Source organism: Sanguibacter sp. HDW7, from assembly GCF_011300875.1.
Classification (GTDB): Bacteria; Actinomycetota; Actinomycetes; order Actinomycetales; family Cellulomonadaceae; genus Flavimobilis.
Genome location: NZ_CP049862.1, coordinates 271,429 through 293,787, shown reverse-complemented (window position 1 = coordinate 293,787; position 22,359 = coordinate 271,429). Strand labels below are relative to the sequence as shown.

Annotated in this window: 20 protein-coding genes and 1 pseudogene; 9 read left to right on the top strand and 12 right to left on the bottom strand. The window is 70.0% G+C overall.

Annotated features, from left to right (window positions below):
- Positions 1-4 precede the first annotated feature (4 nt).
- The 5 genes from G7063_RS01250 (at position 5) to G7063_RS01230 (ending at position 2,444) form a co-directional block, all read left to right on the top strand.
- Positions 5-211: a hypothetical protein gene (locus tag G7063_RS01250; protein ID WP_166412717.1), complete on the top strand. Its 207-nt coding sequence runs from the start codon at positions 5-7 to the stop codon at positions 209-211.
- Between the two features lie 2 nt (positions 212-213).
- Positions 214-789 carry a hypothetical protein gene (locus G7063_RS01245; protein WP_166412716.1) on the top strand — a complete coding sequence of 192 codons (576 nt, stop codon included), beginning with the start codon at positions 214-216 and terminating at the stop codon, positions 787-789.
- 70 nt (positions 790-859) lie between these two features.
- A complete protein-coding gene (locus G7063_RS01240; RefSeq protein ID WP_166412715.1) occupies positions 860-1,225 on the top strand; it encodes a hypothetical protein in 366 nt (121 codons plus the stop codon).
- A 79-nt stretch (positions 1,226-1,304) separates the two neighbouring features.
- Positions 1,305-2,156 (top strand): M15 family metallopeptidase, encoded by an 852-nt coding sequence (locus G7063_RS01235; RefSeq protein WP_166412714.1) that lies wholly within the window; start codon positions 1,305-1,307, stop codon positions 2,154-2,156.
- A 12-nt stretch (positions 2,157-2,168) separates the two neighbouring features.
- Entirely contained in the window at positions 2,169-2,444 is a 276-nt protein-coding gene (locus tag G7063_RS01230; protein WP_166412713.1) for a holin, read from the top strand.
- A 219-nt stretch (positions 2,445-2,663) separates the two neighbouring features.
- Here the strand turns inward: G7063_RS01230 and G7063_RS01225 are convergent, their stop codons facing one another.
- From G7063_RS01225 to G7063_RS01175, 11 genes are all read right to left on the bottom strand, one after another.
- Positions 2,664-3,035: a hypothetical protein gene (locus G7063_RS01225; protein ID WP_166412712.1), complete on the bottom strand. Its 372-nt coding sequence runs from the start codon at positions 3,033-3,035 to the stop codon at positions 2,664-2,666.
- A gap of 13 nt (positions 3,036-3,048) precedes the next feature.
- Positions 3,049-3,393 (bottom strand): hypothetical protein, encoded by a 345-nt coding sequence (locus G7063_RS01220; protein WP_166412711.1) that lies wholly within the window; start codon positions 3,391-3,393, stop codon positions 3,049-3,051.
- Between the two features lie 102 nt (positions 3,394-3,495).
- On the bottom strand, positions 3,496-4,713 hold the full coding sequence (locus G7063_RS01215) for a tyrosine-type recombinase/integrase (protein WP_166412710.1): 1,218 nt from the start codon (positions 4,711-4,713) through the stop codon (positions 3,496-3,498).
- A gap of 757 nt (positions 4,714-5,470) precedes the next feature.
- Complete coding sequence (locus G7063_RS01210; RefSeq protein WP_166412709.1) at positions 5,471-6,493, bottom strand: glycosyltransferase family 2 protein; 1,023 nt, start codon at positions 6,491-6,493, stop codon at positions 5,471-5,473.
- Complete coding sequence (locus G7063_RS01205) at positions 6,490-7,113, bottom strand: hypothetical protein (RefSeq protein WP_166412708.1); 624 nt, start codon at positions 7,111-7,113, stop codon at positions 6,490-6,492. The genes G7063_RS01210 and G7063_RS01205 overlap by 4 nt, the downstream gene beginning before the upstream one ends.
- Before the next feature lie 29 nt (positions 7,114-7,142).
- A complete protein-coding gene (locus G7063_RS01200; RefSeq protein ID WP_166412707.1) occupies positions 7,143-9,542 on the bottom strand; it encodes a glycoside hydrolase family 3 C-terminal domain-containing protein in 2,400 nt (799 codons plus the stop codon).
- Positions 9,543-9,730: 188 nt separating this feature from the next.
- Complete coding sequence (locus G7063_RS01195) at positions 9,731-12,679, bottom strand: glycoside hydrolase family 3 protein (protein ID WP_240916150.1); 2,949 nt, start codon at positions 12,677-12,679, stop codon at positions 9,731-9,733.
- Between the two features lie 79 nt (positions 12,680-12,758).
- Positions 12,759-13,172: a hypothetical protein gene (locus tag G7063_RS01190; protein ID WP_166412706.1), complete on the bottom strand. Its 414-nt coding sequence runs from the start codon at positions 13,170-13,172 to the stop codon at positions 12,759-12,761.
- A gap of 139 nt (positions 13,173-13,311) precedes the next feature.
- Complete coding sequence (locus G7063_RS01185) at positions 13,312-15,711, bottom strand: glycoside hydrolase family 3 N-terminal domain-containing protein (protein WP_166412705.1); 2,400 nt, start codon at positions 15,709-15,711, stop codon at positions 13,312-13,314.
- A 324-nt stretch (positions 15,712-16,035) separates the two neighbouring features.
- Positions 16,036-17,418 carry an ATP-binding protein gene (locus G7063_RS01180; RefSeq protein WP_166412704.1) on the bottom strand — a complete coding sequence of 461 codons (1,383 nt, stop codon included), beginning with the start codon at positions 17,416-17,418 and terminating at the stop codon, positions 16,036-16,038.
- Positions 17,415-18,128: a LytTR family DNA-binding domain-containing protein gene (locus G7063_RS01175; RefSeq protein ID WP_206188187.1), complete on the bottom strand. Its 714-nt coding sequence runs from the start codon at positions 18,126-18,128 to the stop codon at positions 17,415-17,417. The genes G7063_RS01180 and G7063_RS01175 overlap by 4 nt, the downstream gene beginning before the upstream one ends.
- 174 nt (positions 18,129-18,302) lie before the next feature.
- Here G7063_RS01175 and G7063_RS01170 point away from each other — a divergent pair, with 174 nt between their 5' ends.
- From G7063_RS01170 to G7063_RS01155, 4 genes and pseudogenes are all read left to right on the top strand, one after another.
- On the top strand, positions 18,303-18,896 hold the full coding sequence (locus tag G7063_RS01170; protein WP_166412703.1) for a copper resistance CopC family protein: 594 nt from the start codon (positions 18,303-18,305) through the stop codon (positions 18,894-18,896).
- A 134-nt stretch (positions 18,897-19,030) separates the two neighbouring features.
- Positions 19,031-19,321: pseudogene (locus G7063_RS01165) on the top strand (type II toxin-antitoxin system VapB family antitoxin); the annotation flags it as partial.
- 185 nt (positions 19,322-19,506) lie between these two features.
- Positions 19,507-20,241 carry a LytR C-terminal domain-containing protein gene (locus G7063_RS01160; RefSeq protein WP_166412702.1) on the top strand — a complete coding sequence of 245 codons (735 nt, stop codon included), beginning with the start codon at positions 19,507-19,509 and terminating at the stop codon, positions 20,239-20,241.
- 1 nt (position 20,242) lies between these two features.
- Positions 20,243-20,848: a GNAT family N-acetyltransferase gene (locus G7063_RS01155; RefSeq protein ID WP_240916149.1), complete on the top strand. Its 606-nt coding sequence runs from the start codon at positions 20,243-20,245 to the stop codon at positions 20,846-20,848.
- A 72-nt stretch (positions 20,849-20,920) separates the two neighbouring features.
- Here the strand turns inward: G7063_RS01155 and G7063_RS01150 are convergent, their stop codons facing one another.
- Entirely contained in the window at positions 20,921-22,231 is a 1,311-nt protein-coding gene (locus G7063_RS01150; protein WP_166412701.1) for a uracil-xanthine permease family protein, read from the bottom strand.
- Between the last annotated feature and the right edge of the window lie 128 nt (positions 22,232-22,359).

Below are 22,359 nucleotides of genomic sequence, written 5' to 3'. Positions count from 1 at the left end.
GCCCGTGTCTGATCTGCCCCCGGACGAGACCGTGCCGGACGAGACGCCTCCCGAGGTCGTCGAGCCCGTCGAGCCGCCGTCGCTCGCTGACGTCCTGGCGCTCCTCGGCCTACCCGCCGACGCGCGCGCACTCATCTGGACTCCCGAGACCGTCGTGGCGATCGCCGCCGACTACCCCGAGCCCTACACCCCGCCCACCGAGGAGGCCTGACCATGGCTACCACGACCATCCAGCCACTGCCGTACCCCCTGCCGGGCGACCCCGCGGACGGCCCGGCGCAGATCAAGGCGCTCGCCGAGGCCGTCGAGGGCCGAACGGTCATGCGTTTCGCGTCGCTCGCGGCCCGTGACGCCGCCCTCCCCACGGGCAAGCTCGTCGACGGGATGATGTGCCACGTCGCCTCCGAGAATGGCGTTTATGTCCGCGCAGCTGGGGCCTGGCGGCTCATGTACGGCTACGGCGAGGAAGCGTTCACCGGGACCTCGCCCGGCTTCTCGATCAGCTCGCTGCGCTCGGCACGCACAGGGCCGCTCGTCACGCTGCGCGGCACCGCACTCGCCGTCTCCGCCGGGTACACGCTCGCCTCCGGAGCGGCGGGCGTCGCGCTCGGCACGACGCCCCACCCCCCGGCAGCCCAGCAGATCCAGCGTGTCACCTCACAGGTCGGCGATCTCGAGCTCGTCGTGACGGCCGCAGGCGTCTGCACGCTGCGCAACCTCAACGCGTCGATGACGTTCGCGTCCGGCAACTACGTCTCGATCGACGGCGTGACCTACGTCGGCGCGTAGACACACTCGCGCGCCCCGCCGCGCACCCCCGCCTGCCACCACCCGTCGGACGCCCCATGGAGGCACCCGCATGACCTACGACCCCGGACTCGGCGCGCTCGAGGACACCCTGAGCCCCGGCACCCGCGCCCACACGAGCGCCGAGCCGGTGCCCGTCACGCTCGCCCGCCTCGAGGGCAAGGTCGACACGGCCTTGGCTACCCAGACGGGCCGCCTCGACGGGCACGAGCAGCGCATCGGCACCGCCGAGACCCGCCTTAACGCACACTCCGAGCAGCTCGCCGAGCAGGCCCAGCGCCTCGCCGCGATCCCGGCCGCCCCGCCGCGCACCAGCCCGTGGACGATCGTCGCCACGATCATCTCCGCGGTCGTCGGCCTCGGCTCGCTCCTCGGCGTCGGCATCGTCCTCATCAAGGTCGTCGCACAGATCCCCTGACCCCCGCCCCTGTAGGCCCCGCACCGCGTGTCGGTTCGGGGCCTCACCCATGCCCGAGGAGGCCCCCACCATGCGTCAGGTGACGATCGCACCCGGCCACTGGCTCGCCCCAGACCCCGCAGCGTCCTACGCGCGGATGATCCGCGACGGCTGCCCGCCCGGCGTCACTTCCGCAGGCCGCACCCACGCCCAGCAGCGCTCGATCTTCCTGTCCCGGTACACCCCGCAGGCGACCGGCACGGGACGGTACGGCGACGTCCAGTGGTGGGACGGCGTCCGCTACGTCCGCACGTCCGGTCCCTCGTCGGCGTCCGCGCCCGGCTCCGCGCGATCCCTGCACGAGCGCGGCGACGCGATCGACGTCCCCGAGCCCGCCCGCACCTGGGTCCGCACCCACGGCGCGGCCTACGGCTGGCTCCGCGACACCGTGCCCGGCGAGCCCTGGCACATGGTCTACCAGCCCGACCGCGACACCCACCCCGGCAGCATCGTCCCGCTGCCGACCGACCTCCCGGAGGACCGCATGCGCCGCACCATCCACACCCGAACGAAGGATCTCGCGCTCCCGCTCGGGTGGAAGACACTCCCCGTCAACGACAAGGGCCACACGTCCGCGTGCACGACCGTGGGCCGGGGCACGCTCGTCGCCGACCTCACCCTCACCGGCGTCCCCCGCGGCAGGGAGGTGCAGGTCCGCGCGATCGTCGTCGAGTCCGACGCCGACGGCAAGAACGCCAAGATCGTCTCGCGCGGCAGCATCGTCGAGATCATCGGCACAGGCGGGCAGACGTTCGGCCAGATCGTCGCCCCGTTCGAGCTCGCCAAGATCACCGGCAAGCGTCAGCGCCGCGTGCGCATCCAGGCGCTCACCCTCGACAAGGGCATCCGCCTCACCCACCTCACGACCACCGTCGACTACATCCCCGCCTGAGAGGACCACCCCGTGACCACCTGGACCCGCGCGGCACTCGTCCGCGCCATCAAGACCGCCGCCCAGACCGCCGTCTCCCTGCTCACCGTCGGCGCGGTCGGCATCCTCGACGTCGACTGGCTCGCCGTCCTCTCCGCATCCGCACTCGCCGGCATCGTCTCCGTGCTCACGTCCCTCACCGGGCTGCCCGAGGTCGAGCCGACCGTCACCCGCCTCGACCCGGCAGACGCGCCCGACCCGGACACGCTCCCCGACGAGCCCGACGTCGACGAGCCGACCGATGAGTGACCTCCCCTGCCCCGCCTGCGTCACCGCCTGCGGGCGCTGCACCTACGAGTGCGAGCGCTGCGGCACACGCTACGGCTCGTACCACGCAGCCCGCGAGTGCGCACACTTCGACGACGCCGACTGACGTACCTCGGTGTGCCGGTATGAAATCCGGTATGAAATCACCCCGGATGTCACACGACAGCGCCCCCACCCTCATCGAGGGCGGGGGCGCTTTCGTCATGCCCGCGCGGGGCGCTCTCCGAGGTCCCTGAGCAGCACCATGCGGTCGAAGCCCGCGACCCGCGCCGCGGTGGCCTTGGGCATGCCGTCGAGCGCAGCCATGCGTGCGACCTGCCGGGCTGCGGCGAGCGCGAGCATCTCCGCGCGCTGGGTGCGCCGACGCTCGACGCCCGCAGCCTCGACGGTCGTCTCCCCAAGGAGGTACTGCACGCACGCGGACAGCGCCGCGTTGGCCTCCTCGTCGTCGTCGCGGTCGGCGTAGCGGGCCGTGATCGCGTCCCACTCGTCGGCGAACCGCTCGAGCCGCTCGGGGCTGAGGTCGTCGGCTGCGTCGCCGAGCCACGCGCCGTGCGTGTCGATATCGTACATGGGGGGTCTCCGATCAGGCGTAGTTGTTGGTGACGACGTCGAGGTCGAGGCCGAGGATCTCGCAGGCGCGCTCGTCGTCCATCGTGTCGCCGCCCATTGCGTCGGCGAAGATCTCGCCCTCGGGGGTGCGGCCCCAGGTGGGGACGTGGTAGAGGCCGAGGTCGGCGTCGGCGTGGTCGAAGAGGCGGCGGGCGTGGCCCTCGCCGCGACGGTCGTCGTCGACCTCCACGTTGAGGATGAGGCCGGAGGTGTGGGCGTCGAGGTGGGCGATCTCGACGCCGTCCTCGATGAGCGTCCAGACGATGGCGGCGAGGCCGTCGATGGTCTGCTCGGTGCGGGTGATCTCCGTGGTCTCCATGTAGATAAGACTACACCCGACCTGTAGTTGTGTCTACACCTTAGCGCTACGAAGTTGCGTGACCCACACCCGCTTATCCCCGCCCCGATATAAGCGGAACGGTTATGGCTCGATCTGCGGCAGCGCCACGCCCAGCGCAACAGTCATCGCCGCCGCCACAGCCTCACGCCGCCCCGGCAACAGGTGCCCATACCGATCCGACGTCGTCTGGATCGACTCATGCCCCAGCGTGTACTGCACGTCCTGCAGCGTCGCCCCCGCCGCGATCAGCCACGACGCCGCAGAGTGCCGCGCGTCATGGATGCGCGGGAACTTCCCCAGCGACCCGCCCGAGGACGCCCGCTCGATCCCGTGCCACATCGACCGCGGCGACGGCCGATAGCCGGCACCCTTCTCCGGCCACCCCGGTAGCCCGTTCGCCAGCCGCACCGCAGGCACCCACACGTCCGGGTGGAACGTCGAGTGACGGATGCGCCCGCCCTGCGCCGACGTGAACAGCAGGTCGCCCGGCGGCCGCGACTCAGAGGCCCGCTCGCAGTAGCCCACCAACTGCTCCGGGACACCGACCGTGCGTCGCCCGCGCCGAGTCTTGGGCGGGCCGACCTTCCACCCGACGTCGAGCTTCTTCCACGCGCGCGAGATCCGCAGGGATCGCGTAGCGGGGTCGTAGTCGCCGACCTGTACCGCGGTCGCCTCGCCGTAGCGCATGCCCGTGCCGAACAGCGCCGTGACGAACGGCTGGTAGGGGCGCGGGACGTGGGCGAGGAGCGCCGCGAACTCTGCGTGCGTCAGGTAGGTCATCTCTACGGACACGTCGTCCTTGCGGAGGTCGGTGTGCTCGCACGGGTTCGCGGCTAGGTCGATGCTCTTGTCGGCGACGGCGCGCGCGAGGACGGACGACAGCAGACCGTGCTTGTTGCGGATCGTCTTGGCGGACGCGCCTGCGAGCTCGAGGTCGCGGACCCATCGCTCAACGTGCTTCGCGGTGACGAGGTTGATGGGCAGCCCAGCCAGGCCCTTCCAGTCGCGTTCGACCTCGCGCCGGTAGCGGTGCCTGGTCCCTTCGCCGATGCCGGTCCGTACCGCGATGGCTTCGAGTGCGTAGTCGCCGAGAGTGACGACGCTCGCGCGCCCGCCGGCCTCGAGGTCCTCGAGCACCTGGACGGCAGCGTCGAGTCCTAGGTCGTCGATCATGCGGAGCCACTGTGCTCGCTCGCGTTCGGTGTCGAACGTGGTGGATCGTTGGATGCCTCCGTGCCGGTAGAGCACCTGCCAGGCGATGGTTCCGTCGGCGCGGGTGCGCTGTCTGGTGGATGCCACGGGTGCTCCTAGCGTGTTGACGCCGTCAACACTTTGACGGTCGAGGAGGGGATATCAACAGCCCTCAACGCTTCCTTGGGGTCGCGTCTCCGGCTTGATATCTAGCGTATCCCCTATGTTGACGAGCGACAGTGGGCGGGGGTTCGAATCCCCCATCCTCCGCAGAACGACGAAGACCCTCGGACCACGCTTTTCGGTCCGAGGGTCTTCGTCGTTCTGCGCACGAACTGAGCGGATTCGGGAGGGCCCGCAGCGAAGCGAGGAGCCCGGCTCCCCCATCCTCCGCCTCGGCGAAGCCGAGGCCCGCCCCTCCTCGCGGCCCAGCCCCACCGCGCCCCAGCCCTGCCCCTGCCCCTGCCCCTGCCCCTGCCCCTGCCCCTGCCCCTGCCCAACTCGATAGCAGATCCGTTCCCCTCACGTGTCGCAACCCGCAATCGGCGCCCCGCGACCCGTAGGTCTGCAGCACCGTTCGATGGTGCTGCAGACCTTCGAGTCACGAGGGGAGGGGAGTTCCCGGAGCCGCCCGAGTGTGCAGGAGCGCTACGAGTCGCGAGGGGAGGCGCCGTTCCAGGGCGCGACCGAGCGTGCAGGAGCGCGACGAGTCGCGCAGGAGGATCACCTCTGCGGCACCGGCTTCCCGACGCGTGCCCCGACCGTCGGACACGGCCAGGGGCCAGCGAGTCGCTTGACGCGGCTGGAGCAGTTCCGGGCCCGACGGGCGGACCGGACGGCGCCGACGCCCGTCGGGCGCGAAGACTCAGCTGAACCCGATAGCACGCTGCGCGACGCGGTACGCCATGACGGTCGCGCGCCGGCCGACCGGCCCGGGCAGGTTGGTGATCTGGCCGAACGCGGACCACCGCATGCGCCGGTAGAGCCAGGGATCGGCGGCACGGAGCTCGCTCCAGAGCCGGTCGCGCTCGGCGAGGGCCCCTCGGGTGCCCTCGCGGACGAGGAGCACGGAGGAGACGCCGCAGATGATGCCGACGTAGTGGAGGAGATAGCGGCGCAGCCGCCGGTTCGTGACGGTGGTGGTGAGGACGTGGTCGAGCATGAGCTGGTTGACCCGCAGCTGCTGGTCGAGCCTGCGGAGCATGACGGCCTCGTGGACGGACTGGTCGGGCCGACCGATGAAGTAACGGTAGAGGTCGACGTCCAGGTAGTGGAGCGTGCGGACCCGGTGGAGCGGCACGGTCGCGTAGAGACTGTCGACGTAGAAGGTGTGCTCTGGCAGCCTGAGGCCGGCGTCACGCAGCACCTGGGTGCGGTAGAGCAGCGCGTGCATCATGAGGTACTGGCGGTTGCCGAAGCGCCTCGTCCGGTCCCACGTGAACGTGCGTCCGACGGGCAGAGCGCCTTCGTATCGGACGGTGGTCTTGGTGCGCTTGCCGACCTTCTCGTAGACGAAGTTCGTCACGACGAGGTCGACCTCATGTTCGTCGGCGACGAAGCCGGCAAGCTTCGCGAGGAGCTCGCCGAAGGCGGCGCGGTCGACCCAGTCGTCCGCGTCGACGACCTTGAGGTAGAGGCCTGTGGCATGAGCCAGCCCGGTGTTGATGGCGGACCCGTGGCCGCCGTTGGGCTTGCTGATGACCTGCACCTCGCCGGGGTGGCGCTGCGCGTACGTCTGGGCGAGCGCCGCGGTGCCGTCCGTCGAACCGTCGTCGACGACGAGGATCTCGACCGACGGCCCGAACCCGACGAGGGAGTCGAGCGCGCGCGCGAGGTACGGCTCGGCGTTGTAGGCCGGGACGACGACAGAGACGAGCGTGGTGGTCACGCCACGACCTCCTCCGGTGTGACGGTCTCCTCCTCGGGGACCCGCTTGAAGATGACCTTGAAGATCGGGAAGAAGACCCAGAACGAGATCGCGGAGTTGATGATCATCGTCACGAAGTCGGCGAGGGTCTCGCCTGTGCCGCCGAAGCCCCACGTGGTGATGAAGAGCTCGTAGATCGGGGCCTTGTAGAGGCCCTGGGCCGCGGCCGCGAAGATCGTGATGAGGACGTACGCGATCGTGTACCAAGCGGCAGCCTTCCAGATCGACGAGTTTGACCTGAACGTGATCTTGCGCTGCGCGAAGAAGTTGATGACCTGCGCGACGAGCAGTGTGATCTGGACGGCGAGGAAGTACGCGAGGCCGCCGCCACCGCCGGGCAGCGCGCCCGCAGCGTAGTCGAAGATGAAGTACTGGGACCCGTCGACGTTGGACCCGACGGGCCACACCTGGAACGCGGTGTCGACGAGCGACGTCATGCCGAACAGCCACTTGATGAGCGGCATCATCGCGAGCTGGAGGGCTGTGACGCCGTTGCTCAGGAGGAAGAACACGAGGAACTGGGCGATGCCGGGTCTCTTGTCGGCGAAACCGCGCCACGCGGCGCTCAGGCGGGAGATCATGCTGGTGTCCTTCGGGGTGGTGGCGGGGTTCAGGCGTCGCCGCGCAGGGCGCGGGCGGTCGCACGGTTGGCTCGACGGTTGCGGACGAAGGCGCCGATGGCGGCGCCGAATCCTGCGAGGTGGCGGCCGTTGACGATGCGCACGAGCGCGTCGACGGTGGCGGCGTCGACCATGCCGCCGGTCATCTTCCCGATCGCTCGGAACGGCATGTTGACGAGGAAGAGCAGGTTGAGGTCGGGCTTGCCGCGACGTTCGGCGGCGGCAAGCCGGCTGCGGAGGATGCGGTGCGCGAACCGCGCGAGCGGCGAGCGCGCGTCGCGCATGCGGCCCAGGGCGTCGTTCGCCCCGATCTCGCCGTGCTCGGCTGCAGCGGGCGGCTCGTGGCCCAGCAGGGCGACGAGGTCGGCGTGCGAGGCGTCGGTGACCCTGCCGGTGCGGTAGACGTCGGGAACGTCGTCGACCTTCGCGGGGACGGAGCCGCTGACCTCGACGGCCGCCTCGAGCGGGAGGTCGTCGACGTGCGAGCCGACGAGCACGGTCCACGCGGCGTCCTCGACCTGCCAGGCGCGGCTGTCGACGTCCCAGTGCCGGAACGCCGCGGGGTCGAGCGGCACCTCGACCGTCGTGGTCTCGCCGGGGGCGAGCTCGACGCGCGCGAAGCCGGCAAGAGTGCGGACCGGACGGTGCACACCCGACGTCTCGCGGCGGACGTAGACCTGGACGACGTCGGCACCCGTGACGGCACCCGTGTTCGTCACTGTGACGGTCGCGGACGACGAGGTCGCCACGAGGTCGCGACGTTCGAACGTCGTGTAGGAGAGGCCGTACCCGAAGGGGAAGGCGACGGGCACGTCGGCCGTCGTGTAGTAGCGGTAGCCGACGTAGAGACCCTCGCGGTACTCGGCGGTCCGCGCGGGCGACGGGAAGGCGCCAGCGGTCGGGGTGTCGGCGAGCGTGACCGGCACGGTCTCGGCGAGGTGGCCCGATGGGTTGACGGCCCCCGTGAGCACGTCGAGAAGGCCACCGGCACCGGCCTGACCCGCAAGATGCCCGTGGACGAGGGCACGAGCGGAGCCGAGCCACGGCACCTCGATGACCCCACCTCCCGCGAGAACGACGACGGTGGCAGGATTGACCGCCGCGACGGCTTCGAGAACGTCGACCTGGGCCGCGTGGAGGTCGAGGCGGGAGCGGTCGAGGCCTTCCGACTCGGCGATCTCGTCGAGCCCGAGGAACAGCACCGCCACGTCAGCACCACGCGCAGCCTCGACGGCCTCGGCGAGCAGCGCGCCGTCGGGCGTGCCGTCGCGGCGGAAGCCCGCGGCGAACGACGTCATCTCGAGGCCAGAGCTGGAGACGACGTCGAGGACCGAGTCGAGACGTGTCGGGTTGACGGCAGACGAGCCGGAGCCCTGGTAGCGCGGGGTGCGCGCGAAGTCGCCGATGATCGCGACGCGGGTCCCGGCCGCGAGCGGCAGGAGAGCGTCGTCGTTCTTGAGAAGGACCGCAGAGCGTGCCGCGACGCGTCGTGCGAGGACGTGGTGCGCGTCAGCGTCGACCGCCGGTGCGGTTCCGGGCGTACGAGCGTCGGCGACGAGCCGCAGCATCTCGGAGGCTCGCTCGTCGAGGTCAGCCTCGTCGAGCACACCCTGCTCGACGGCAGCGACGAGCTCGCGCACGGAGGCGAGACCCGCCGCGGGCATCTCGAGCGTGCCGCCGGCCGCTGCGGCAGCGACGATGTCGTTCGAGCCGCCCCAGTCCGAGACGACAGCCCCCGCGAAGCCCCACTCGTCGCGGAGGATCGTCGTGAGCAGCTCGTGGTGCTCGTGGGCGTACGTGCCGTTGACGCGGTTGTACGCGGACATGAGGGTCCGCGGGTGCGCCTCGGTGACGACGATCTCGAAGCCGCGCAGGTAGACCTCACGCATCGTGCGCTCGTCGACGACCGAGTCCGAGACCATGCGGAGAAGCTCCTGGGAGTTCACCGCGAAGTGCTTGGGGCACGCGGCGACACCGCGCGACTGGACACCCCGCACGAAGCCTGCCGCGAGGCGGCCGCTGAGGAAGGGGTCCTCGGAGAAATACTCGAAGCTGCGGCCCCCGAGCGGGGACCGCTTGACGTTGAGGCCCGGGCCGAGGAGGACGTCGACGTCCTGGCTGGCGGCCTCGGCACCGATGGCAGCGCCGACCTGCTCGACGAGCGCGGGATCCCACGTGGACGCGAGCCCGACAGCCGTCGGGAAGCACGTCGCCGGCTCGGACGCGTTGAGCCCGAGGTGGTCGGCCGAACCGACCTGCTTGCGCACGCCGTGCGGGCCGTCGGCGAACCACAGCGAACGCACGCCGTGGCGCGGCAGGTCGTGGGACTCCCACACGGACTTGCCGGTGAGGAGCGCCGCCTTCTCGAGGCGGGACAGGTTCTCGATCATCGTGACCTCGTCGTTGCGGGGACGTCATGGACGGACGTCCTGTCGGGATCTGGGCATGGCGAGGCGGAGGCGCCGCCGTCAGACCGGTCGGTGGTGGGCGCCGCCGGTCTGACGGTGGGCCCTGCCCCGGTCCGGGTCGGTCCTACGACGAGCGCAGGACCGACCCGGCCGGGCATCGTGGTGTCGGGCTACGCGGTCTTCTCGGCTGCGCGGTGCCGGAGGACGCGTCGGGTCACGAAGAACCCTCCGACGAGGACGAACAGCCCGAGGGCCGTCGAGACGCCGACCTGGATCCAGAACCACGCCGGCGGCGTGTAGCTCACGGTCGCGCCAGGGGCGAGGCCGTTCATCGCGTTGGAGTTGGCAACCGTGTAGAGGATGTTGTGCGTCGCCTCGCGGATGTCGGTGACGGCCTTGGCCGAACGCGTGTCGTTGAACGACTTCGACGGCTGGAACGTCAGCGTGAGATCCGTACCTGCCGAGATCGACTGGTTCGGGTTCATGTACCGGTAGAGGTTGAAGTCCGAGATCGCGAAGCCCTCGAAGCCCCACTCGCCGCGCAGAACGTTCGTCATGAGGGCCTCGGAGCCGCCGGCCCAGGTCGAACCGATGCGGTTGAACGAGCTCATGATGCCCGCGGCGCCTGTCTGTGCCTCGGCGATCGTGCCCTTGTCGTCAGCGAGGTAGCTCACGGCGATCGACACGTCCTTGACGGACATCTCGAACGGCTTGAGGTAGATCTCGCGGATCGTCTGCTCGGTCGCCCAGGTCGCGGGGCCGTTGTTGACGCGCTCGGTCTCCTGCTCGTTGAGCGCGAAGTGCTTGAGCATCGTGTAGAGGCCCTTCTCGGCCGCACCGGCCGAGGCGGACGTCATCATGGCGCCGGAGAGGAACGGGTCCTCCGAGTAGTACTCGAAGTTGCGTCCGCCGAACGGCGAACGGTGAAGGTTGGCCGCGGGGCCGTACCAGCCGCTGACGTCCTTCTGGAGCGCCTCCTCGCCGAGCATGCGGCCCATGGCCTTCGGCATCTCGACGTCCCACGTCTGGCCGATGAGGTACTCCGACGGGTAGGCGGTGCCGTTGATCGACGAGTTGATGAACGACGAGAAGCCGGCGGGGCCGTCGAGCTCGACCGTCGGCGGCTTGGCGATCGAGGCGATCGCGGCCGTCTGGTAGGCGCCGTTGAGCAGCATGGCGGTCATGTCGTCGACCGTGAGCGAGTCGAGCAGCTCGTTCCAGCGCGGGTCGTCCTTCGCGAGGCCCCGGAGGTCGACGAGCGTGAGGTCGGTGCTGGCTCCCGTCGTCGGCTTCTTGCCGTCGAACGCGTCGGCCTTGGCCTCGAAGTCCCACGCGGCGAAGCCGGCGGCGATCTCGTCGTCGGCGACGAAGAGGTCGGGGGTCGGTGCCGTGGGGAACGTCCCGGCGAAGTCGGCGCGCGACATCGTGAGGATCTTGCCCTCGGTGGGCGTCGTGGCGAACTCGGCGGAGACGTCGTCGAACTGGTTCGTCACGGCAGCCGCGTCGCTCGCGCGGTGGTTCTCGCCCGTGTAGACGACGTCGTTCTCGACCGTGTACGTCACGGGCTCGACACCCTGCGCAGACGTGTGCGAGTCGGTGCGGAGGCTGAGGACGTAGTCGCCCTTCTCGAGGACGTACGCCTTGTGGCCAAGGTGGTCGTAGGACGCCATGTCCTCCACCGCGAGCTCGAGCGTCACCGTCTCCGTCGCGCCGGGCGCGAGCGAGCCGGTCTTGGCGAACGCGCCGAGGACGACCTCGGACTTCTCGATGCCGCCGCGCGTGTAGGGCGCGGTGTAGTAGAGCTCGACGACGTCACGGCCCTCGACGTCACCGGTGTTGGTCACCTCGACGTCGATCGCGACGGTCCCGTCGACGCCCCCGGCACGGCGGTCCGTGACCTTCCAGGCGAAGTCTGTGTAGCTGAGGCCGTGCCCGAACGGGTAGACGACGGCCTTGTCGTAGTCGATGAAGCCTTCGGCGGCCGCAGTCTCGTAGTACCGGTAGCCGACGTAGATGCCCTCGGCGTAGTTGACGAAGGGGGCGTCCTCGGTGACGTTCGCGTTCGACGTCGCGTTCTCGATGACGGACGACGGGTACGACACCTTGATGTTGTCGTAGATGAACGAGCCAAAGTTCACGTACGTCGGGTCGGCGGTGAAGTCCGAGGCCCACACGTCGACGGTGCGGCCCGAAGGGTTGACGTCGCCGGAGAGGATGCCGCCGAGCGCGTTGAAGCCGGTCGCGCCGGGCGAGCCGGCGAGAAGGACGGCGTCGACGTCGGGGTTCTGCTGGACGGGGCCGAGCTCGAGCGACGTCGAGGCGTTGACGACGACGACGACGGTCTCGAAGTTCTTCGCGGCGAGGTCGAGCAGGTCGAGCTCGTCCTTGTTGAGCTCGAGCTGGTGCTGCCCGGGCTGCGCGTTGTCGTCCCAGCCGGTCATGTCGCGGGCGAGGTCGCCGCCCTCGCCACCGGGCCGGCCGATGACGACGATCGCGGCGTCGTTGTAGCCCGCGAACGACGAGGAGAGCGACTCGTACTGCGCGACGGGCATCTCACCGATCGTGTAGCTCGACTTGTCGGGCAGGTCCATCTCGATGTGCCCGCGCTTGTTCTCGTCGGCGAAGGACTCGATCGCGGAGTAGACCTCGTCGTTGACGACGAAGCCCGCGTTCTCGAGGCCGACGCGTGTGGTCACGGCGGAGCGCGTGTCGACCGAGCCCGAGCCTGCGCCGCCGAAGACGGGGTCGGCCGCGGCGCGGCCGAGCATGGTGACCTTGGCGCCGCCCGCGAGCGGGAGCGCGTCACCGGTGTTCTTGGCGAGGACGATGCCGCCTGCGGCGATCTCCTCGACGAGCTTCTTCGCGGCGGCGTCGACCTCGTCCAGGTTCGCGAACTCGGACTTCACGTACTGGGTGTCCCAGGCGTCAGCGGCCGCGGGGTTCGTGAACTCGTACGTACCGGAACCGAGCTGGGAGGTGACCCAGCCACCCGCGACGCTGACCGCGACGTTCGCGACGATCGTCACGGTCGCGACCCCGGCGAGCACGGGTGCCCAGATCCAGAGGAACTTCTTGTTGGACATCGGCTTCTTCGAGCGTGCCCTCGTCGTGGAACTCAACTTCTCTCCTTCGTGGGACCGACCGGGTCGGGTCCTCGTGCGTCTGCGACGGCCGAGGCCCCGACCCTGTGGGAACGTCCTACTTCTTGGCCTGCGTGATGGCGCCGTCCTGGTCGATCTGCCAGGTCTCGCCGGTCGCAGCCGACTCGGCCTCGATGACGAACTTGCCACCGTCGATGTTCACGGTGCCGGTGACGCGCGCGGCGGCATCGGTCGGGTGGAACGGCATGACCATGAGGCCGTACTTGACGGTCGGGCCCTCGACGTCGCTCGCGAGCATGACCTGAGCCCAGTCGTCGTCCTTGAGCGCCTCGAGGACGGTGTCGCGGGCGGTCTGGAGGTCGGCCGCGACGTCGGTCTCGGCGGTCACGGGCGCGGAGCTGCTCGAGCCGCCGCCCGCGGGGGCGTCGTCGTTGCTGCACGCGGTGAGGCCGAACGCGCCGAAGCCGGCGAGTGCGAGGCCGAGGCCGACGGAGAGAACCTTGCGCTTCATGTTGTGCTCCTTGACGTGATTCTGACGGCGGGCCCACCCCGCCGTCCTGCGGACGCGCCCACCGTCGCCGCGCGAGCGGCCAGGTAGGTGTCCTGTGCGGCCGGCCGGCCCAGGGAGGGCCGGCCGGCCACGTCGGTTGTCAGCCAGCGATGACGCCCGACCAGTTGAGACCGAAGCCGTAGTCGTACGCGTTGCCTGCAGCGTCCTTGTACGGGGTCATGTCCTTCGCAACGTCCTCGAACTGCTTCTCGACCGTGTCCATGTCCAGGGGGAACTGGATGGGCAGGCGGCCGACGGGCTCGTGGATGCCGGTGGCGATCTCGATGAGCGCCTGGTCGCTCGTGCCGAAGCCGATGACGATCGCGTCGGACCTCGCCTCGAACTCGGCGGGGACGATCGGGTTGATGGCCTTGAGGACCGTCACCACGGGGATGTCCTTGCCGGTCTTCTCGACGGCTGCGACGGCACGTTCGAACGCGTCGAGGTCGGCCTCGTTCGCGATCTTCGACGTGTTGCCGAAGTACGAGCGGTTCTCCTGCGTGCCGTCCGCCTTGAGGTCGCCGGCGATGGACGTCTTGCGGACGTTCTTGCCGTCAGCGGTGTACGGGCGGTACTGGAGCGAGATGGGGTACCACTCGTCCTTCTCCATGTCGTGGCCGACGTTGGAGAAGTTGCCGCCGTTGTCCGGGCTCGACATGCCGACGAGGACGAGGTCGACGTCGGAGAGGTCGGGAGCCGTGTAGGACTTCACCTGCTTGTCGTCGTCGAGGACGACCTCGTCGGTGAGGACCTTGCCGAAGATCTTCTCGGCGACCTCGAGGTCGAGGCCGGCTGCCTCGGTGTACGTCGCCGGGCCCCACGCACTGGCAAAGCCGGTGTTGAAGGAGCGCGGGATGTAGACCGTCTTGTCGGACCAGTCGGTGGCCTCGGTCTTGGCGATCGTCGAGCCGTCGTTCTTCACCATGACGACCGAGTCGAGCTGGGCCTGGTAGCCGGCAGCGACCTTGTCCTCGCTCGCGAGGATCTTCGCGGAGACCTCGGGGTCGAGGTAGGCGTTCTCGTAGAGGCCCGGGTTGAAGAACATCGTGAGGATGCGCTCGCCGGACTGGCGGAAGCGGGTCTCGGCGTCGATCTCGACGTCGCCCTTCTCGTACGCCTTCTGCCACAGGTCGGCGGCCTCGAGGATGAACGTGGCGTCGTTGACACCACCGAACATGTCGTGGTCGGTGCCGAGGACAGCGAGGTAGCGCTCGGCGTCCGTCAGCTCCTCGGCGCCCCAGGCCTGGTTCGTCATGACACCCCAGTCGGTGACGACGACGCCCTCGTACTTGCTCTCCTTGCGGAGCAGGTCCATGCGGCCCTTGTCATACGCGGCGCCGGTGCGGTCCTCGAAGAGGGGCTTGCCGTCGGCGCCGATCGCGATCGAGTACGCCGTCATGACGGCGGCCGAGTCGAGCGAGCCGAGGAACGCCTGCGTGTGCTCGGCGAGGTTGTCGCCCGGGTACACGCCGTACTTGCCGGCGTTGGTGTGACCCTCACGACCACTTTCGCCCGGACCGTCGCCGGCCCAGTGCTTGATCATGGCGTTGACGGAGTCCGCGCCCCAGACGTCGGCGCCGCCCGTGCCCTGGAAGCCGTCGACGTACGCCGCGGTGAGCTCGGTGTTCTGGTCGGCGTCCTCGCCGAACGTGCCACCGACACGGAGCCAGCGCGGCTCGGTCGCGAGGTCGATCTGCGGGGAGAGCGCCGTCGTGATGCCGAGGGCGCGGTACTCGGCCGACGCCATCTCGCCGAAGTTCTTCGTGTGCTCCGTGTTGAACGTCGCGGCAAGCCCGAGGTTCGAAGGCCAGCGCGAGATGTCTGCACCCTCGGCGTTGTAGCCGCCCGAGCCAGCGGTGGAGCGCGGGTCGGAGCTGAAGTTCACGGGAATGTACGGGGAGTCGGCAGTGACGAGGGACTCGACGTACGCCTGCATGGAGTTGACCCACGGGACGGTCGTCTTCGCGTCCGAGCCCGCCGCGTTGAGGACGTTGCGGAGGCTGGACTCGTCGAGGTACTTCTTCTGCGCGTCCGTGAGGCCGTCGGCGGGCGAGCGCTCGTGCGAGCTCCACAGCATGAGGCCGGCGATCTGCTCGACCGAGAGACTCTTGACGAGGTCGGCGGCGCGGTCGGTGGACTTGGCGCGCCAGTCCTCCCAGACGTCGAGCTTGCCGTTGGCGTTCATGTCCTTGAACGCGTACGTCGTGCCGGAGTCCTCGACGTCGAGGATCTTGACGGGGCCTTCCTTGGAGTAGGAGAGGGTCGCGCCGTCCTTGGGGTTGTCGACGACGACGAAGGCGGTGTCGCCGTCCGTCACCTCACGGGTCGTGTAGGTCTCGGCCGCGGCGCTGCCGGTGCCGGTGCCGGTCGTCGGGTCAGGGGTCGCAGCGTCGGGCGTGCACGCGCTGAGCACGACGAGGGCGAGCCCGGTGAGGGCGGCCGTTCCCTTGAGGGAGGTGGAGCGGCGGAAGGACGCGCCTCCCGTAGTGGTTGTCTTCATTGACCTTCCCTTGTTGTCGAAGCTGCCGGCGAAGCGTCCGTCGGGCACCCAGGTGAGAGGTGCTGAGGCGGGACGCGCGCGACATCGCGCACCGAGCGGAGGTTCGCGGTACCGAGTGGTGGGACCGCTCTCCGAGGCTAGGAACGTTGCAAGGCCTGTCGGCGAGGTCGGACACAGTCGGTCGGTTTTCATGCACGAACGGTTCGCGGTGTCACGAAGAGGTCACGACGGGATCACGGCGCGGTTGCGTCCGCACGTACGTCGGGCGAACCTCCGGGCACGACGGCGGCCCGGACCGCCATGGTCCGGGCCGCCGTCGGTGCGTCAGCGTGCCGCGTCGGGCAGGGGCACGAGCACGCGCAGGACGAACCACTGGTCCTCGACGTTGACGGTCATCGACCCGCCGTACTTCTCCGCCGACCGGCGGATCGACTTGAGACCGAAACCATGCCGGTTGCGGTCCTGGCGCCGGGTGACGATGTCACCGTTCTCGGTGCGCAGCTCACCCGTGAACCAGTTCTCGACGCTCACGAGCGCGAGACCGTCGCGCGCGTAGACCGCGACCTTGATGAGGCGCTTCTCGGGGTCGGCGACGGCGAGGACGCCGTCGACCGCATTGTTGAGGGCGTTGCCGAAGATCGCCGCGAGGTCCATGGCCGACATGAAGTCGAGGGCCTGCCCGTCGACGACGGCCGTGAGGTCGATCCCCCGCTCGGCGCACTCCGCACGCTTCGTCGTGAGGATGACGTCGAGGACGCCGTTGCCCGTGTCGACCTGCGCCGAGTACCCGGCGACGCTCGCCTCGAGGTCGTCGAGATAGGCGGCCCGCCGGCCCGCGTCACCCTCCGCACGGATGACCTCGATCTGGTGCTTGAGGTCGTGATACGTGCGGTTGACGGTCTCGATGTTGCGCTTCGAGAGCAGGTAGTGCTCGTGCTGTCGGCGCAGCATCTCGTCGATCGCCCGGACCTCGGACTTCGCCCGGTTCTGGAGGCGCTGGCCCTGCTGCGTGTAGAGCGCGACGAACCCGCAGAGGTCGACGAGCGTGCGGATGTAGAAGATCTCCGCGCCGAACCGTCCGCTGAACGGCGTGTTGGCGCTGAGGAAGCTGATGTTGCTCATGAAGAACGTCGCGAGCGCGATCGCGACGGCGGACGCGAGCTCGCCCGGGGTGACGTCGAGTGCCCGGTGGCTGCGGAAGTGCCGCGTCTCGGCGGCGAACGCGATGCCGAACGTCGCGGCGTACGTGACGACGAGGAACGCGACCGGCATCGGCGCGATGGGCAGCCCGGTGGGCACGAAGAGGAAGCAGTGCACCTGCCAGTGGAACGCCGCGACAAGCTCGGCAAGGACGAGCGCCCGCGCGGTGAAGTATCCCGCGTCCCGGACGCTCACCCTTGTCGCGACGAAGATGAACCCGTACATCGCCGCGACGGCCGTCGCCATGCCGACCGGCCACATGCCGCGAGGCCACGTCCCGACGAGGACCTGGACCCCGACGAGGACGCCGAGCCCGCCGCCGGCGAGCAGCACGAACCTCGCCCCTCGGACCCGTCGGGGCCGCAGGAGCACGTAGACGAGACATCCGAGCCACTCCGCGATACCCGTGAGAACACGCGGGATGTCGGGCAGGCGGTCGTCGATGAAGGGACCAGCGAGGTCGATGACCCCGCCGAGCCCGAGCCCGGTCGCGAGGTCGACGATCACGGGTGACGTTCCCCGAGGTAGTCGGTGAGCGCCGCGAGGAAGTCCTTCTTGCGCGCGCGGCTCACGAGGAGGTCGTGCCCGCCGACGTGCAGCGAGCTGTTGCCGCTCACCCCGAGTACGTGGCGGAGGTTGACGACGTAGCCGCTGTTGCTGCGGAAGAAGTGCCGCGGGTCGAGCTGCGCCTCGAGCGACTTCAGCGGGGCGACGACGGAGTGGATCCCGTCGACGGTGTGGACGAGCGTGCGGTGCTTCGCCGACTCGAGGAAGACGATGTCGGTCGTCGGGACGCGGACGATGCCGCCGTCGATCTGGAGCATGAGGTAGTCGACGGAGCGTCGACGAAGCCGGGCGATCGACCGCTTGATCTCCTGCGCGAACGCGAAGTAGGGCACGGGCTTGACGACGTAGCTGAGCGCGTCGACCTCGTAGCCCTTGAGGGCGTACTGGGTCATGTTCGTGATGAAGATGATGACGACGTCGGGGTCGGCCGCGCGGATCTGCTCGGCGGCGCTGAAGCCGTCGAGCCGAGGCATCTCGATGTCGAGCAGGAGGATGTCGAAGTCGGGGCGGTAGCCCTCGACGACCGCGGCGCCGTCGACGAAGCGGGTGACGGCGAAGCTCTCGTCGTGCTCGTCCTCGTACCGTCGCAGGTGCCCGGCGAGCAGCGACGCGCTCGCGTCGTCATCCTCGACGATCCCGATGCGGATCACAGGTCCTGACCTCCTTGACGTCCCACGGCCGCGCCTGACCCCGTGCCGCACGCTGCGGTTCCAGCCGCGCGTGCCCCAGATCCTACAAGCCGTCCCTGGGCCCATCGGCGGGGGGTGGCGCATCTCCTACCAGGGGCCGATTCACTGCGGTCGAAACGGTGGGACGATGGGCCCATGCGTCTTGTCCGTCGTGGCTCCTGCCTGCTCGCTGCCCTCCTGCTCGCGGTGTCTCCGCTGCTCGCGACGCCTGCAGCCGCTCACAACCCGCCGCCCGTCCCGACGCCCGCGGACGGCGCGACGCTCGAGTCCGCGCCGGCGGAGGTGCGGCTCGACTACAGCGCCCCGATCCTCTCGGTCGGCTCGGTGCTCGAGGTCACGGGCCCGGACGGCGCGAAGGTGTCGGACGGTCCGAGCGTGATCGGCGAGAAGGACGTCGTGCAGGCGATCACCGACGGCGGTCCGGGCACGTACACGGTCGTGTGGCGCGTGACGTCGGAGGACGGTCACCCGGTCGACGGCACGAGCTCGTTCACGGTCGAGCCGGCGACGGAGGAGCCGACGACGACGCCCGCAGGGACGACGCCCCCTGCCGAGGCGACGACGACACCCGCGCCGACGACCCAGGCACCGACGACGCCCGCGCCGACCGCCACCGCGACGCCCGCCCCGGAGGACGGCTCGAACCTGCTCGTCCGCGGCGGTGCGGTCGTCCTGGGTCTCGCGGCGCTCGCTGCCGTCGTGCTCGTCGTCCGTCGGATGCGCGCATGACGGCTGGACAGATCCGCCGCACGAGCGTCCGCGAGGTCTATGTGCGCCGCGCGCAGGCTGCGGCCGGTGAAGGTCGTGCGCAGGACGGGCGGCAGGCCCGGTCCGAGGGCGACGAGCGCCCTAGACTCGCAGGCGTGATCTTCCGTGGCGTCGGCGAGGGCCGTCCGTACCCCGACCACGGCCTCGTCACGCCCAAGGACTGGTCTGCGGTGCCGCCGCGCCAGGTGCGGCTCGACGAGCTCGTCACCACGAAGAAGACGCTGAGCCTCGACTCGTTGCTCTCGGACGACTCGACGTTCTACGGGGATCTCTTCGCGCACGTCGTGCAGCACAAGGGCGTCATGTACCTCGAGGACGGCCTGCACCGTGCGGTGCGCGCGGCGCTCCAGCAGCGCGCGGTGCTGCACGCGCGCGTGCTCGTCGTCGCGGACGACGCGGCGCCTGCGACCTCGCCCGCAGCGGGCAGGGATGACGTCGCCCCCGTCGATGCCGTGCCGGTGACGCCTGCGTCCCCGTCGAGCACCGCAGCGCCCGACGCCGACGTTGCCGCGCCGACCCCCCGGACCCCTGCCCTGCCCGCCGACGACGACACCACGCCGAGGACTGCCCCGTGACCTCTCGCTTCACCCCCGAGCAGGCGCGCGCCCTGCGCCGTCGCCGCGAGCACGAGCGGCAGACGGTGGTCTTCGGTGTGCTCATCGCGGCGCTCGCCGTCGCGGGGCTCGCGGGTGTCGCAGCGTTCACGGGCAACTTCTCGCTGCCGGGCTCCTCGGACTTCCTCTCGAAGGAGCCCCCGGGCACGCCCGTCACGTGGGACCAGCCGTGCGTCGCCAAGGACAAGAAGCCTGCGGGCCGCGCGAAGATCAAGATCACGGTGCTCAACGGCACCGAGCGCGCAGCGCTCGCGACGACGGTCGCGGAGGAGCTTGCTGACCGCGGCTTCGGGATCGACGGCACGGGCAACGACAGCCGCACGCCGCGGCAGACGCTCGTGACGTCGGGCCCGTCAGGCGTCGTCCAGGCGTACACGGTTCTCGCCCGGTTCCCGGGTGCGCGGCTCGTGCTCGACGACCGGCCGGGCAAGTCGGTCGACGTGACGATCGGCGCGGAGTTCACGCTCGTCACACCCGAGGAGCAGGTGCTGCTCGATCCGAAGCAGCCGCTGACGTCGGTCGCGGGCTGCGTCGAGGCGTCGCAGATCACGCCGCAGGCCGCACCGCCCCGCTTCGACGACGCGAAGAAGAAGGCCGCGGAGAAGGCTGCCAAGGACGCCGAGGAGGAGAAGGCCGCGTCGAAGGACGAAGCCTCCTCCGCGGCGACGGACGACGCGACGAAGGACAAGTGACGTGACGACGATCCGTTCCGCACGGACGACCGACGCCGACGAGGTCGCGCGGCTCTACGACATCTGCGTCCGCACGGGTGCAGCGGGCGGTGACGCCACGGACCTCTACGCGAACCCGCGGCTGCTGCCCGAGGTATATCTGGGCGCGTACCTCGCGCTCGAGCCGGGGCTCGCGTTCGTGCTCGCGGACGACGACGACCGCCCGGTCGGCTACGTCGTCGGGACCACCGACACGCGTGCGTTCGCGGAGCGGTGCGAGCGCGAGTGGTGGCCGGCCCTGCGCGAGCAGCACCCGCTCGGCTCGGCGGAGCAGGGCACGCCGGACGCAAAGCTCGTCGAGCTCATCCACACGCCCGGCCTCATGCCCGACGCCGTCGTCGACCGCTTCCCCGCGCACCTGCACGTCGACCTGCTGCCCGAGGGCCAGGGCGGCGGCAACGGCCGGCGCATGCTCGAGACGCTGTTCGACGCGCTGCGGGCACGTGGTGTCAGCGGGCTGCACCTGGGTGTCGACACGACGAACACGCGCGCGGTCGGCTTCTACGAGCACCTGGGCTTCCGCCCGGCGCTGCCGGACTCGGACTGGCTGTACGGCATCGACCTCTGACGAGGTCCCCCGGAAGAACGACGGCGCCCCGCCGACCTGCTGGTCGGCGGGGCGCCGTCGTCATGACCGAGGTCAGGCGTCGACGTTGCCGACAGCCGTGTCAGGCACCGAGCTCGGGCTCGCCGGCTCGGCCGACGTCCCGCGCCACCGGGCGATGGCCCGCATGCCGTGGTAGAGCACGAGCGCCGCGATCGTGCCGGTCGCGATGCCGCCGAGCGTGATCGAGCCGATCTTGAACTCGTAGTCGCCGATGCCCATGATGAGCGCGACGGCGGCCGAGGTGAGGACGACGGGGTCGGAGAAGTTCACCTTGTTCTGCACCCAGATGCGGGCGCCGAGCAGGCCGATCATCCCGTAGAGAATCGTGCCCGCGCCGCCGAGGACGCCCGCGGGCATCGCCTGGATGATCGCGCCGACCTTGGGCGAGAAGGCGAGGAGGAGGGCGGTCGAGCCGGCGACCCAGTAGACGGCCGTCGAGTAGACACGGGTCGCGGCCATGACGCCGATGTTCTCGGCGTAGGTCGTCGTGCCGGAGCCGCCGCCGACGCCCGCGAGCATCGTTGAGACGCCGTCGGCGACGAGCGAGCGGCCGACGCGGTCGTCGAGGTTCTCCCCCGTCATCGCGGCGACGGACTTCACGTGGCCGATGTTCTCGGCGACGAGGACGAGCACGACGGGCACGAACATGAGGAGCAGACCCGGGTCGGTGAACGTCGGGGTGTGGAAGTCGGGCAGGCCGAAGAGGTGCGCGTCCCGGATCTCCTTCGACCCGAAGTTGATCTCACCACGGACCGCGGCGACGACGTAGCCGACGACGATGCCGACGAGGATCGAGAGACGGCCGAGGATGCCCTTGAAGAGCACCGAGACGATCGCGACCGTGAGGATCGTGACGAAGCCCGTCACCTCGTGGCCACTGAAGTTCTTCCAGGCGGCGGGGGCGAGGTTGAGACCGATGAGCGCGACGATCGTGCCGTTGACGGCCGGCGGCATGAGCCTGTCGATCCAGCCGACGCCGGCATAGTGACCGAGCGCGCCGACGACGACGAGGCACGCGCCCGCGAAGAGGATGCCGCCGGAGGCGTCACCCATCGTCGCCGCAGCACCGATGGGCGCGAGGAACGCGAAGCTCGACCCGAGGTAGCTGGGGAGCCGGTTCTGGTTGACGAGCAGGAAGATGAACGTACCGATCGCGCTGAAGAACAGCGTCGCGGTCGCCGGGAAGCCGGTGATCGCGGGGACGAGCAGCGTCGCGCCGGACATGGCGACGACATGCTGCATGCCCATGCCGATGGTGCGGGGCCAGGAGAGTCGTTCGAGGGGGGCGACGGCCTCCCCGGGTCGGACGGTCTTGCCGTCGCCGTGCACGGTCCACAGAGCCATGTGGGATCCCATCAGGTGTCTGGTGCGAGGGAGAGGTCGGCACGGGGGCGCCGCGCCGCGGAGCAGCCTACTCCGCATCCCACCTGTCGAGAGGGTGTTCTCACGGCGCGCCGTGGGCGTCCAGCTGG

Excerpts from the sequence above, each read along its gene's own strand:
- G7063_RS01245 (WP_166412716.1), top strand. The coding sequence starts at position 214 with ATGGCTACCACGACCATCCAGCCACTGCCGTACCCCCTGCCGGGCGAC.
- G7063_RS01240 (WP_166412715.1), top strand. The coding sequence starts at position 860 with ATGACCTACGACCCCGGACTCGGCGCGCTCGAGGACACCCTGAGCCCC.
- G7063_RS01225 (WP_166412712.1), bottom strand. The coding sequence starts at position 3,035 with ATGTACGATATCGACACGCACGGCGCGTGGCTCGGCGACGCAGCCGAC.
- G7063_RS01220 (WP_166412711.1), bottom strand. The coding sequence starts at position 3,393 with ATGGAGACCACGGAGATCACCCGCACCGAGCAGACCATCGACGGCCTC.
- G7063_RS01205 (WP_166412708.1), bottom strand. The coding sequence starts at position 7,113 with ATGATCTCCCGCCTGAGCGCCGCGTGGCGCGGTTTCGCCGACAAGAGA.
- G7063_RS01200 (WP_166412707.1), bottom strand. The coding sequence starts at position 9,542 with ATGATCGAGAACCTGTCCCGCCTCGAGAAGGCGGCGCTCCTCACCGGC.
- G7063_RS01190 (WP_166412706.1), bottom strand. The coding sequence starts at position 13,172 with ATGAAGCGCAAGGTTCTCTCCGTCGGCCTCGGCCTCGCACTCGCCGGC.
- G7063_RS01185 (WP_166412705.1), bottom strand. The coding sequence starts at position 15,711 with ATGAAGACAACCACTACGGGAGGCGCGTCCTTCCGCCGCTCCACCTCC.
- G7063_RS01170 (WP_166412703.1), top strand. The coding sequence starts at position 18,303 with ATGCGTCTTGTCCGTCGTGGCTCCTGCCTGCTCGCTGCCCTCCTGCTC.
- G7063_RS01150 (WP_166412701.1), bottom strand. The coding sequence starts at position 22,231 with ATGGCTCTGTGGACCGTGCACGGCGACGGCAAGACCGTCCGACCCGGG.